The organism is Paeniglutamicibacter quisquiliarum, assembly GCF_019084045.1.
GTDB classification, from domain to species: Bacteria; Actinomycetota; Actinomycetes; order Actinomycetales; family Micrococcaceae; genus Paeniglutamicibacter; species Paeniglutamicibacter quisquiliarum.
The window spans coordinates 331,528-344,480 of sequence record NZ_JAHRED010000001.1; the positions used below are offsets into that span (position 1 = coordinate 331,528).

The 12,953-nt window shown below is 67.2% G+C and carries 12 protein-coding genes; 11 read left to right on the forward strand and 1 reads right to left on the reverse strand.

What is annotated here, in order from left to right; all coding sequences use genetic code 11:
• Positions 1-2 precede the first annotated feature (2 nt).
• The 11 genes from KRR55_RS01445 to KRR55_RS01495 all read left to right on the forward strand — a co-directional run bounded on the left by KRR55_RS01445 (position 3) and on the right by KRR55_RS01495 (position 12,443).
• Complete coding sequence (locus tag KRR55_RS01445; RefSeq protein WP_217387257.1) at positions 3-1,157, forward strand: Gfo/Idh/MocA family protein; 1,155 nt, start codon at positions 3-5, stop codon at positions 1,155-1,157.
• Between the two features lie 45 nt (positions 1,158-1,202).
• Positions 1,203-2,048 carry a sugar phosphate isomerase/epimerase family protein gene (locus KRR55_RS01450; RefSeq protein ID WP_217387258.1) on the forward strand — a complete coding sequence of 282 codons (846 nt, stop codon included), beginning with the start codon at positions 1,203-1,205 and terminating at the stop codon, positions 2,046-2,048.
• Between the two features lie 20 nt (positions 2,049-2,068).
• Positions 2,069-2,908: an aldo/keto reductase gene (locus KRR55_RS01455; protein ID WP_217387259.1), complete on the forward strand. Its 840-nt coding sequence runs from the start codon at positions 2,069-2,071 to the stop codon at positions 2,906-2,908.
• Between the two features lie 55 nt (positions 2,909-2,963).
• Entirely contained in the window at positions 2,964-4,730 is a 1,767-nt protein-coding gene (locus KRR55_RS01460; protein ID WP_217387260.1) for an FAD-dependent oxidoreductase, read from the forward strand.
• A gap of 50 nt (positions 4,731-4,780) precedes the next feature.
• Positions 4,781-5,065, forward strand: a complete 285-nt coding sequence (locus tag KRR55_RS01465; RefSeq protein WP_217387261.1) for a YciI family protein — start codon at positions 4,781-4,783, stop codon at positions 5,063-5,065.
• Between the two features lie 32 nt (positions 5,066-5,097).
• The gene (locus tag KRR55_RS01470) at positions 5,098-6,162 is read left to right on the forward strand and encodes an alcohol dehydrogenase catalytic domain-containing protein (protein WP_217387262.1); all 1,065 of its coding nucleotides are present in this window, start codon (positions 5,098-5,100) and stop codon (positions 6,160-6,162) included.
• A gap of 41 nt (positions 6,163-6,203) precedes the next feature.
• Positions 6,204-7,865: an FAD-dependent oxidoreductase gene (locus tag KRR55_RS01475; RefSeq protein WP_217387263.1), complete on the forward strand. Its 1,662-nt coding sequence runs from the start codon at positions 6,204-6,206 to the stop codon at positions 7,863-7,865.
• Positions 7,866-8,018: 153 nt separating this feature from the next.
• Complete coding sequence (locus KRR55_RS01480; protein WP_217387264.1) at positions 8,019-8,789, forward strand: SDR family NAD(P)-dependent oxidoreductase; 771 nt, start codon at positions 8,019-8,021, stop codon at positions 8,787-8,789.
• Between the two features lie 568 nt (positions 8,790-9,357).
• Positions 9,358-10,344 carry a Bug family tripartite tricarboxylate transporter substrate binding protein gene (locus KRR55_RS01485; RefSeq protein WP_217387265.1) on the forward strand — a complete coding sequence of 329 codons (987 nt, stop codon included), beginning with the start codon at positions 9,358-9,360 and terminating at the stop codon, positions 10,342-10,344.
• A 42-nt stretch (positions 10,345-10,386) separates the two neighbouring features.
• On the forward strand, positions 10,387-10,917 hold the full coding sequence (locus tag KRR55_RS01490; RefSeq protein WP_217387266.1) for a tripartite tricarboxylate transporter TctB family protein: 531 nt from the start codon (positions 10,387-10,389) through the stop codon (positions 10,915-10,917).
• Entirely contained in the window at positions 10,914-12,443 is a 1,530-nt protein-coding gene (locus KRR55_RS01495; protein ID WP_217387267.1) for a tripartite tricarboxylate transporter permease, read from the forward strand. Before KRR55_RS01490 ends, KRR55_RS01495 begins: the two co-directional genes overlap by 4 nt.
• Before the next feature lie 191 nt (positions 12,444-12,634).
• Here KRR55_RS01495 and KRR55_RS01500 read toward each other — a convergent pair whose 3' ends face one another.
• A complete protein-coding gene (locus tag KRR55_RS01500; RefSeq protein WP_217387268.1) occupies positions 12,635-12,910 on the reverse strand; it encodes an HPr family phosphocarrier protein in 276 nt (91 codons plus the stop codon).
• Positions 12,911-12,953: the final 43 nt, after the last annotated feature.

Genomic DNA, 12,953 nt, shown 5'->3' on the forward strand with positions numbered 1-12,953 from the left:
CCATGTCCGGATCCACCACCGTATCCACTCCGCGCTTGCGTGTGGGAATCGTGGGATGCGGCAACATCAGCCGCAACCACCTCGAAGCCTTCACCTCCCTCGGGAATGTGGACGTCATCGGGGTCTGCGACGTCGACATCACCCGCGCGCAGGCCACCGCCAAGTCCTGGAACCTCACCCACGCGGTGGACTCGGTCGACGCCCTGCTGGCGCTGGGTCTGGACATCGTCTCGGTCTGCACCCCGCACCCGACCCACGAGGAAGTGGTCCTGGCCGCTGCGGCTGCGGGCGTGAACGTCTTGTGCGAAAAGCCGATCGCCGTGGATGCTGCCTCGGCAGAACGCATGGCCAATGCCTGCGCCGCCGCCGGGGTCAAGCTCGGGGTGCTCTTCCAGCGCCGCTTCTGGCCCGCGGCCCGCGCCCTGCGCGCGGCCATCGACGACGGCACGCTCGGCGCACCGGTCATGGGCCAGGTCTCGGTGCTGCTGCACCGCGAACCGGAGTACTACTCCGCCGATGCCTGGCGCGGCACCTGGGCCAATGACGGCGGCGGGGTGCTGATGACCCAGGCCATCCACTACATCGACCTGCTGCAGTGGTACATGGGTCCGGTGTCCGAGGTCTACGGCGCGATCAACACCTTCAAGCACGCAGCCCACATCGAGGTCGAGGACTCGGCCTCAGCGGTGTTGAAATTCACCAGCGGAGCCATCGCCACGCTGACCGCCTCCACCGCCGCAAACCCGGCACTCGGGGTGCAGATCCGCATCACCGGTGCCACCGGCGCCACCGCGGAGCTGAGTGAATTCCCCGAGGGCAGCGACGGGCGCCTGACCATCATGGCCACGGGGGACACGGTGGCCAGCACCCCAGCGCACCCGTCCGACGCCGTCGCCAATGTCGAACTGGCCGGCATCAACGCCGCGCTGATCCCGCACCACCGCGAACAGATCGCCGAGTTCGTCCACGCACTGGCCCAGGGGCACGACCCGGCAGTCACCGGGCAGGACGCCACCAACGCGCTGCGCATCCTGCTGGCGATCTACAAGTCGGCCCGCACCGGGGAGCCCGTGCGCTTCGCGGCGTTCCCGAGCGGCGTCCCCACGGCCCCCGACGCGGTGACCGCCGGGCTCGAACCCGCCCTTCCGGTCGCCTAGGCACCGGCCCCCATCCGTTTCCCACCCCATGATGTGAGCGAGAACATGACAAGCACAACCCAGCAGATCGGCCTGGCCCAGCTTTCCCTGGTGGGCACCGCCCCGCCGCAATTGGTGCGCATCGCCGCCGAGGCCGGCTTTGACTTCATCGGCGCCCGCGTCCGCCCGGTCACCGCCACCGAACGGGCCTACGACCTGCAGCCGGGATCGGCGATGCTCGCCGAAACGCTCCGCGCCGTGAAGGACACCGGGGTCGGGATCATGGACATCGAATTCCTGCTGCTCGACGGCACCGACCAACGCGCGGCCTGGCGCCAGATGATGGAAGCCGGCCAGGCGCTGGGCGCCAGCAGCCTCACGGTCGCCGCCGCGCTCACCGACCACGACAAGCTGGCCGAAATCCTGCGACAGATGGTCCGCGACGGAGCCGAATTCGGCATCGTCCCGACCCTGGAGGTCATCTCCTACCAAAGCGTCAACTCGCTGTCCCTGGCCGCGGACCTGGCCCGCGACACCGGCTGCAAGCTCGTGGGGGACACCCTGCACTTGAGCCGGGTCGGCACCACCGACGAGCAGCTGCGCGAACACGCGCACCTGATCCCGATGCTGCAGCTCTGCGACGGACCGGCCATGGCCCCGGCGGACCGTAACGGGCTGGTCCATGAGTCGCGCTCCGAGCGCGGGGTCCCGGGCGACGGGGACTTCCGCCTGGCCGAAATGGTCGCCGCCCTCCCCGCCGATCTCCCATTGAGCGTCGAGGCCCCCTCGGACTCCACGCTCGCACGCATCGGCGAACAGGCCTGGGCCAACACACTCAAGGCCGGAGCCGATTCCGTCGTGGCGGCCGCCAACGCGCTGCGGGCCGCGGCCCTGCTCCCGCAGTCCAAGTGAAGTCTCGAGAGGCCAACACCATGAACACCACCAACACCACAACGCGGGAACTGGAGATCGCTCCCGGCGTGTGCACTCCAATGCTCGGCCTGGGGACCTGGCCGCTGGTGGGCGAGGAAGCTGCCGACAGCGTCGCCCGCGGCATCGCCAACGGCTACCGTCATATCGACACCGCCGAGAAATACGGCAACGAGGACGCCATCGGCGAGGGGATCCGCCGCAGCGGCATTGCCCGTGACGACCTGTGGGTCACCAGCAAACTCAGCCTGCCCGGCCACTCCCGCGCCGGTGCCATCCACAGCTACGATGCGGCCCTTGGGCGCATGGGCCTGGAATGCCTGGACCTATACCTGATCCACTGGCCCAACCCGCAACTCGGCGGCTACGTCGAGGCCTGCCGCGGCCTGCAGGACTTGGTGGACGCCGGACGCCTGCGCGCCTGGGGCGTATCCAACTTCAAGGCCACACACCTGGACGAGGTTCTGGCCGCGGGGCTGAAACCGGCGGTCAACCAGATCCAGGTCGACCCGCAGCACCCGCAGTCTTCCCTGCTGGAAGCCAATGCCGCCCGCGGCATCGCCACCGGGGCCTACAGCCCGCTGGGCCGCGCCGGGGAGTTCCTCTCCGACCCCGCCATCACCGGCCCGGCAACCGCCCACGCCAAGACCCCCGCCCAAATCGTCCTGCGCTGGCACCTTGACGCCGGCCGCCTCGCGGTGCCGAAGTCGGCCAGCGACGCACGCCAGCGCGAGAACCTCGACGTCTTCGATTTCACCCTCACGGCCGCCGAGCGCGCGGGCATCGACGCCCTGGACACCGGGGCGGGCCCGCGGCTGGACTCCGACGCGTACGGCCACTAGGCCCGAGCCTTCGCTTTTCCTCCCTCTCCATTTGAACTGAACGGAAACACCCACGATGAGCACCACCCCCATCCAAGCATCCGAGGTCGATGTCGTTGTCGTCGGATCCGGCGCCGGCGGCCTGTCCGCCGCGGTGACCGCCGCCTACCACGGGCTGAAGGTGGTTGTCGTGGAAAAGGCCGAGGTTTGCGGCGGAGCCACCTCCTGGTCCGGCGGCTGGGCCTGGACCCCGGGCAACCCGCTGGCCAAGGCCGCGGGGGTCAACGAGGACCGGGAGGAATTCCGCACCTACCTGCGACACCGACTGGGGGATCGCTACAACGCCGCACGCGTGGACGCCTTCCTCGAAGCGGTGCCGCACATGGTCGGCTTCTTCCACCAACGCACCTCCCTGCAGTTCACCCCCGGCGCGAAGATCAACGACATCTACGGGGACACCCCCGGAGCCGGAACCGGCCACCGCTCGGTGGGCCCCGCCCCGTACAACGCGCGGAACATCAAGCCCGCACTTCGCGCCAAGATGCGCCACCAGCTCTACGCCACCAGCTTCCTGGGCATGGGCATCATGGCCGGGGAAGACCTGTCCAAGTTCCTTTCTGCGTCCCAGGGAAGCCTCCCCGGCATCCTGCATGCGGCCAGGCGCGTCACCACCCACCTGTTCGACCTGGCCGTGCACCGCCGGAACATGCAGCTGGTCAACGGCACGGCGCTGACCGCACGATTGATGAAGTCCGCCGACGACCTGGGCGTGGACATCCGCGTGTCCACCGCCGCACGCCAACTGCTCACCGACGACGCGGGCCGGGTCACCGGCGTTAAGCTCAGCGGCCCGAACGGCGACTACACCCTGACCGCCCGCCGTGGCGTGGTGCTGGCCACCGGCGGCTTCCCGCAGAACACCGCACTGCGCGCCCAGCTCTTCCCCGGGACCACCACGGGCAACGAACACTGGTCCCTGGCTCCGGCCGAGGCCAACGGCGCGGGCCTGGACATGGCGCGGGCCGTGGGCGCACGGTTCAACACCGATGTGGCCTCCCCTGCCGCCTGGTGCCCGGTCTCGCTGATCAAGTACCCCAACGGGAAAACCGGCACCTTCCCGCACATCATGGACCGCGCCAAGCCCGGCAGCATCGGGGTGCTGGCCAACGGCAAGCGCTTCGTGAACGAGGCCAATGGCTACTACGACTACGTCGAGGCCATGATCAAGGCGACCGGCGAGGGCCAGGCGGTCCAATCCTGGCAGATCGCCGACTCCCGCTACGTCCGCCGCTTCCCGCTGGGCATGGCCAAGCCGTTGCCGGTGCCGCTGGCCCCGTACCTGCGCAGCGGCTACCTGGTCAAGGGCAACACCTTGGAGGAGCTGGCGGCGAAATGCGGGATCGACCCGGAGCAGCTGGCCGCGACGGTCGCCGACTTCAACGCCCATGCGGCCCAGGGCATCGACCCCGAGTTCGGGCGCGGTGAAAGTGCCTTCAACCGCTACGGCGGGGACGCGAAGAACACCCCCAACCCCTCACTCGGCGCGATCGAAAAGGGCCCGTTCTACGCGGTCAGGGTCGTGCCTGGTTCCTTCGGAACCTTCGCCGGCATCGACGCGGACGCTGCGGCCCGCGTGCTCAATGAATCCGGGAACGTGATCCCGGGGCTATACGCGGCGGGCAACGACCAGGCCAGCGTCATGGGCGGGCACTACCCGGCCGGCGGCATCAACCTCGGACCGGCCCTGGCCTTCGGCTACGTCGCCGCGCGCGACATGGCCGGGGCCACCGCCTATGAGGACGACGGGACCGCGGCCCCCGCATTCGAGGACCGCACCAACTAACCCGCGCCACCCACCGATTTTCAAAAACAACACCCAAGGAGCACCACGCCATGAACACCTACGCCATCAGCTACACCTACTCGACCGATACCGCCTCCCGGCGCGACGAGGTCCGCCCGAGCCACGTCGAGTTCCTGAAGGACCGCTTCGAGGCAGGCCGGCTGCTGGTCAGTGGCCCCGTCGACGCCGGCGCCGGCGCCCTGCTGATCATCAGCGCCGCCGACGAGGCGGACGCGCTGGCCATGATGGATTCCGACCCGTTCGCCCAGGCCGGGCTGATCACCGAGCGCGGCATCCGCCGCTGGGACATCTTCTTCGGCAAGGACAAGCTCTAGGCCCCGCGGCCGGGACCAGAAAGGACAAGACCATGCTCAGAGCACACACCACCAAGCGTCGAACCATCGAGTTCCGCGACGACGACATGCCCGCCCTGCGTCCCGGGCACGCCCTGGTGCGCGTCCAGCACGTCGCCTTGTGCGGCACCGACCTGCACATCTGGGACGACGACTACCCCACCGACCTGCCGCTGGTCCAGGGCCACGAGTTCGTGGGCATCATCGAGGCCATCGACCATGGCCCCGAGGCAAGTCCGGGACAGGCACAACTGCCGCCGGGAACGCCGGTGGCGGTCAGCCCCATGGTCTATTGCAACGTGTGCGGGCCCTGCAAGGCGGGGCGCTACAACGTCTGCCAATCAATTTCCTGCCTGGGTTGCTACGAGGACGGTGCGCTGGCCGAGGTGGTGAGCGTTCCGGTAGGCAAGCTACATGCCCTGCCGGAGGGCATGCCTGTCCGGCTTGCCGCGCTCGGGGAACCCGGCTCGATTGCCATGCAGGCAGTCAACCGGGGAACCCCGGTGGAAGGCGAAACCGCGCTGGTGCTTGGCTGTGGGCCGATCGGGCTGCTGGCCACCTTGTTCCTGACCGAGCGCGGGGTCAAGGTCATCGCCTCGGATCTTTCGGAATCGCGTCTTGACCTCGCCCGTTCCTTCGGGGCCGTGGCCACGCTGAAGGCCGGTTCCGGGGAATTCCCGAATCCCGGGCAGCAAGCCGAACTTGAGAGCTGGTGCCCGCTTTCGGGCCCGTCCCTGGTCCTTGAGGCCACCGGCGTTCCGGTGTCGTTCGAAAACGCTGTCCGGCTGGCCGCACCGACTGCGCGCATCGTTCAGGTCGGCATCTCCACGGCCACCGCTGCCCTGTCCATGAGGGACGTGCCCTTCAAGGAACTAGACATCAGGGGGAGCCGCAACAGCCTGAACCTGATCCCCGAGGCACTTGAGGTGCTCAACCGGCACCACGACCTCGCCTACAAGTTGATCACCCACAGCTTCGATTTGAGACAGCTCGGCGAGGCCTTCGAAACCATGCTGGATCCGGGGCAGAACGTCGGGAAGATCGTCATCGACATGCCAGCCAGCATCCTGGCGTCCTAAAAACTCCGCACCCGAGCCCCACCGAACGAAAGCACTGAATCATGAACACCCCCATTCCTTCCCCGGCCACGCCGATCACCGAGCTGGAATCCGCATACGACGTGGTGGTCATCGGGTCGGGGGCCGCCGGCCTGACCACGGCGGTGCGGGCGGCCCATCAAGGGGCCCGCGTCCTGGTGCTGGAAAAGGCAGCGCTGCTGGGCGGAACGAGTTCCGCCGGCGGCGGCGTGATCTGGGCGCCGAACAACCACCTCGCCAAGGAGGCGGGCTTTGCCGACTCGAAGTCGGCCGGGGCCGCCTACCTGAACGCCGCAGCAGGCCACGCCATGGAGGAGGTCGACATCAAGTGGTTCATCGATACGGCAGCCCAGGCCATCGAGTTCCTCGACACTGAGACCAGGGTGAACCTCGTGCCGCTGGCACGGCCGGATTACCACATGGAGTGGGCAGGGGCCGCCCACGGCGGGCGAAGCCTGGACAACCTGCCGTTCTCCGGGGAAGGGCACCCCGGGCTCAGCGCAATGCTACGCCCGCCTACCTATTTCCCGCTGCTGAGCATGATCGAGCGCGACAACCTCAACGGGAGGGCTCCCGATGCTGGACTGCTCGCCGAACGCGCCGCCTCGGGGGTGCGCACCATGGGCGGTGCCCTGGTGGGCTCCCTGGCAGCGAGTGCACTTGACCTCGGAGTGGTCTTGGCGGTCGAGGCGCCGGTGACCGACCTCGTTCGCAGTGAAACGGGTTGGGCTCTGGAGATCGCGGGAAGCTCGGAGGTGCGTGCTGATGCGGTGGTCATTGCCTCCGGCGGGTTCGAATGGAACGAGCGGCTGCGCCGGGCGTTCCTGCCGTTGCCGGTCACTCCCATCGGAGCCCCGTCGAACGAGGGCGACGGGCTGGAACTCGGATTGGCCGTCGGGGCAAGCGTGCGGGACATGACCGCGGTCTGGGGCGTGCCGGTAATCACCCCGCCGGCGCAGCAATATGACTCCAAGCCCTCAGGCCGCATGGGCAACGTGGAAATGACGTTGCCGGGATCCATCACCGTCAACGCCTCCGGGCGCCGCTTTGTGAACGAGGCTCTGAACTACCACGACGCCGCTCGGGTCTTCGCCAACATCGATCCGATCACCTCCGGGCAGGCCAACAACCCGGCATGGCTGGTCTTCGATGCCAATTACCTGGAAAAGTACCCAGTGGCGGGTTCCACTCCCGGGGTGCCCGAGGAATGGATGGCCAGTGCCGGGTCCCTGGCGGAGCTGGGCAGCGCCCTGGGTATCGACGCCGCGGCCCTGGCCGAAACGGTGCGCACCTTCAACCTGGACGCCGAAAAAGGCGTGGACAGCGAATTTGGGCGCGGGGCCAGCGAGCAGGACCGGCATCTGGGCGATGCCTCAAACCTGCCCAACCCCTGCCTGGCGCCGCTGGTGCGCGCACCGTTTTACGCGGTGCCGTTGCATGCCGGTGTGCTCGGCACCTCGGGCGGGTTGGCCACCAACCACGACGGGCAGGTCCTGGACCGGCACGGCAAGCCGATCGAGGGGCTCTACGCGGCGGGGAATGTTGCCGCGAGCGTGTTCCGCAATAACTACCCCGGTGGCGGGGCAACCCTCGGCTCGGCGGTGACCCGTGCCTTTGCGGCGGGCCGGCACATCGCCGCCGAAGGTGCACGAAAGCGGGCCGCCGCAGGCGTCGTTCCCGCATGATTCCGCAGATGTCCGGGGGCGCCGAGGTGCTCCGCCGAACGCATACCTGCTGCATGGATGGTCTGGGCCCAAGGCCCACAAGCTTTGAGCGAAGCTGTAGGCCCGGATATCTTCCGGGACTCCACACTCGTATCGCACACCAAGGAGAACCTCATGGATGATCCCATACTGGCGCCCCCGCCAGATTTTAGTCCGTGGCCGGGCCGCTTCGCTCAGCGGGTGGTCCTGGTGACCGGGGCCAGCGGGGGACTGGGCGCCACCGCCGTGGAACGGCTGCGCCGGGAGGGCGCAGTGGTGGTGGCCACCGACGTGGTCGCGCCCGTCGAGGCTCCGGGGGATGACGGGCTGTCGCAGAGCCTGGACGTCACGGATCCGGGGCAATGGTCGCAGGTGCTGGAGGGGATACTGAGGCGTTTCGGCCGGCTCGACGGGGCCCTGTTTTGCCACGGGCTCCAGGGGCCGGAAACGCCGGTGGACCAGATGCCCCACGACGGATGGAACCGGACCCTGGAAATCAACCTCACCGGGTGCCTCCACGGGTTGCAGGCCGTCTTGCCGGTGATGCGTGAGGCCCGTTACGGACGGATCGTCATGCTCGCCTCGATCGCGGGGCGGGAAGGCAACCCGAACATGGCTGCCTACTCGGTTTCCAAGGCGGGGCTGATTGCGCTGGGCAAGACCGCGGCCAAGGAGAATGCCCGCCATGGCATCTCCATCAACTGCGTCGCTCCGTCCATGTTCCAGACGCCGCTGCTTGCGGCACTCAGTCCGGAACGCAATGCCGAACTGCTCTCACGCGTGCCGATGGGGCGGGTAGGTGATCCCACCGAGTTTGCGGCGCTGGCCGCCTGGCTGCTCTCGTCCGAAGCCAGTTACATGACCGGTCAGACCCTGGATCTCAGCGGGGGCCGCAACAGTGCCTGAACTCCACCCGTGGACCACGGGAGCGTGGGGTTGCATTCCTGTGGCGGCGTGCCAGTGGTCCTGCCGCCGAGTAGATTCACGCGGCCAAATGGCATCACGGGCGATCGGGCGCATGTTGATTGGCTGAAGCAGCTGACCCCGACGTGCGCAAAGCGCGGAAGTGCTACGGTCGTCCGTCCACTGACCGGACCCTGGAAGGGCTCCGCACGGAGCCCTTGTCGAGCCGTTCGGATGCCTGGTGAAGGGATTTGAAAGACCTTGTCATCGAGGTTTTTTGAGGCACGTTGAACAGGCGCCGGACGTGTTGGCGGTGCGAGAGTGCCGTCGAACGTCTGTCTGTGAAGTTCGGATTTTTACAGTGGCTTGCATCACAGCATGCAGTACGCTACGTTACAGATTGTTCGCATTAAGTACATATGTGCGCATTACGCACAGTTGCTGATCGAACAGGCACTGCGAGGAAGCCTTGGCGAAACCCGTCCGGCCCCACCAGCCCACCCAGCTAGGACATATCCATTCGCACCGCGTCGGGCACCTGCCCGGCCACCAAAATTCCAGGGGAACCATCATGAAGAAGACCATCCTCCGTTCCGTGGCACTGATTGCCGCAGGCCTGCTGGCAGTCACCGGTTGTTCGGCCAACGCCAAGTCCGGTGGCGCGGCCGACGGGGACTTCCCGTCCAAGGACGTCCGCCTCATCGTGCCGTGGGCCGCCGGCGGCTCCGGCGACCTGACCGCACGCACCATCGCTCCGCTGCTGGAAAAAGACCTCGGCGTCAACGTGATCGTGGAAAACAAGCCCGGCGCCAACGGATCGGTGGCCTACAACTGGCTGGCCGAGCAGGCACCGGACGGCTACAACCTGGCCATGATGGGTGTCGAGGTCGCCACCTTGCAGTTCATGGACTACGACATCAAGCCGGAAAACTACGCGCCGATCGGCCAAGGATCCTCCGGACCCGGGGCCATTGCCGTCCCCGTGGATTCGCCGTTCAAGACCCTTGACGACCTGATCGAGGCAGCAAAGGCCAAGCCGGGGGAAGTGACGTTCTCCTCCCCGGGCATCGGCTCGGTCTGGGATTCCCCGGCGGCCGGACTGCAGCAGCTGGCAGGCATCAAGCTGACCTCGGTCCCGTTCGACGGTTCGGCCCCCTCCATCGCAGCCGCCGCGTCGGGCAAGGTCGACTTCTCCATCGACGCCATCGGCTCGCAGAAGATCCAGGTCGACGGCGGGCACCTGCGCTACCTGGCGACGCTGACCGAGGAACGCGACCCGAACAACCCGGACGTACCCACCACCAAGGAACTGGGCATCGATCTTCAGAACGCCTCGTGGGTCGGGATCATGGCGCCGAAGGGTACCCCCGAGGACACCGTGAAGAAGCTCTCCGATGCCATGGAGAAGGCCACCGCGGACGCCGGCTACCAGGATGTCATCAAGTCCTCGAACCTCGTGCCGACCTTCAAGAACTCCGCCGAGATGGCTACCTTCATCCAGGACGAAGCCAAGCGCTATGGCCCGTGGATCGACTACGCCAAGAACAACACCAAGTAGTTCCCGGAACCGGACAAGTCCACCGACGTCAGTGAGGACGGCATGACTGACCAACCACCGATTGAAGAAATCGACCAAGACGCGGCCATTGAGGCCGCGCACCACCACGAGGAACCGTTGGTCCGCGACCTTCCGGTGCGCCTGCGAGAGCTGGTCGCCGTGGTCGCCTGCTTAGGGCTGGGAACCTGGATCCTCATCGCCGGCAAGGACATCATCGTGCGCGGCAGCGCGGAGCTGGGCCCGGTCTTCTGGCCGAACATGCTCGGGGCCGGACTGATCCTCTTCGGCGCGGTGATCGTGCTGAACAACGTCTTGCGCGGGGTCCGCAAGGCCGACGTCCCGGAACGGATCACCGCCTCAGGGCTGGCGATGTTCGGGGTGACGATGGCGGTATGCATCGGCTACCTGCTGCTGTGGAACGTCCTGCAGTTCTGGATCATCACCTTTGTGGCGCTTGCCCTGTTCACCCTGGTCCTGGGCGGGCGCTCTTGGAAAGCCGTGCTGGCCTTCCCCGCGGTGACCACCGCGGTCCTCCATTTCCTGTTCATCGTTGCATTGCGAGTCCCGCTATGATCCCCGTTTTCGCTTCACCCGTCGCCGAGGGCATCGCCGCGGTGATGGCCCCCGACACGCTGCTCGTCATCGGCATCGGCATCCTGATCGGTATGCTCGTCGGGGCCTTCCCCGGGGTCACCGCCACCATGGCCGTGGCCCTGGCCTCCGGGTTCACCCTCACCATGGAACCCACCCAGGGCCTGGCCATGCTCCTGACCATCTACGTCGCGGCGCAGTTCGGGGACAGGATCCCCGCGATCCTGATCAACACCCCTGGCACGCCGGCCTCGATCGCCACCACCTTCGACGGCTATCCGCTGGCCCGACAAGGCAAGGCCGGCCTGGCGCTGACCACCTCGGCGCTGGGCTCGGCGGTCGGCATGATCTGCGGCATCGTGATCCTTGCGGTCGCCGCCGTCCCGCTTTCAGCCTTCGCCATGCAATTCGGTCCGGCTGAGATGTTTGCCCTGGTGGTCTTCGGCCTGACCATGATGGTCGGCGTGTCCTCGGGACGGATCTTCAAGGGCCTGGCCGCCGGTGCGTTCGGGTTGTTCCTGGCCACCGTCGGACGCGACCCCATTACCGGGGACCAGCGCTTCACCATGGGCATCCTGGAGCTCAACGGCGGAATCCCGTTCATCCCGGTGATCATCGGCTTCTTCGGCCTGGCCGAGGTCATCAACCAGATCCTCACCCACCGCAAGGGCAAGGGCATCAAACCCATCAGCCAGATGGGCCAGTGGATGCCCGACAGCAAGCTGCTCAAGCGTCTGGCCAAGCCAACAGCCATCGGTGCCGCCACCGGTTCGGTGATCGGCCTGGTTCCCGCCGTGGGCGGAGACATCGCCGGGATCATTGGCTGGGACAACGCCCGCAAGGCCTCGAAGAAGAACCACGAGTTCGGCAAGGGCTCGCTCGAGGGCCTGACAGCGGGGGACACCTCGTCGACCGCGACGCTGGGCGGATCGATCACCACCACCATGGCCCTGGGCGTGCCTGGGGACTCGGTGATGGCCGTGATGATCGGCTCGATGATGATCTGGGGCATCCAGCCCGGGCCCGGCCTGTTCAACAGCCACCCGGATTTGATCGCCTCCCTGGTGACCATCCTGCTGATCGCCACGGTGCTCACGCTGATCCTGAGCCTGCTGCGCATGAAGGGCGTCATCAAGCTGCTCGAGCTGCCGGACCACTTCCTGTGGGTCGTCATCCTGGTGTTCTGCATGGTCGGCACCTACTCGATCAACAACTCGGTGTTCGATGTCTTCATGATGCTGATCTTCGGCATGGTGGGTCTGTTCATGCTGCGCTTCGGGTTCCCCCCGGGCCCGGCGGTGCTGGGGCTGATCCTTGGCCCGTTGGCCGAATCGAACCTGCGCCGGGCGTTGCTGACTGACGGCTGGGGCGCCATCTTCACCAGCCCGATCGCCGTGGTGCTGCTGGTCATCGCGGTGTTGGCCGTGACGCTTCCGCCGTTGCGCCAGCTGGTGCGCCGCCGCAAGGCTGCGAATGTCGGCAAGAACGTGCCGACGTTACAGCCCTAAAACGCCGACCAACCTCGCAACCCGGCCGTAACCCAGGGCCGGACCAGGGATACGCCGCACCCGCCCGTCACCCGAGTGTTGCGCATCGGTGGGCGCGGTCCCGAGCGGACCTCCATACAGAGAAACGTCCCGGTGGGGGCTTCGAGATGAAGCCCCCGCCGGGACGTTCTATGTATAGGGAGCAACGATCCCTAGGCGTCGTGGTCCGTTTCCAGGATCGCGGCCAGGGTCTCGAGCACCGATTCGGCGCCTTCGCCGTCGGCGCGCAGCACGACCTTGGTGCCGTGCTCGGCACCCAGGCCCATCAGCGAGAGGATGCTCGAGGCGTCCATCGCTTCATCGGCAGGCTCGCCCTCGCGGGCGATGGTGACCTCGAGGTCTTCGTTGCCGGCGGCCTCGGCGAAGATGGCTGCCGGACGGGCGTGCAGGCCGACGCGGCTGGCGATGGTTGCAATACGTTCTGCCATGGGGTTCTCCTTGGTGGTGTTTGGTTCAGTCGTTGATCCGGGA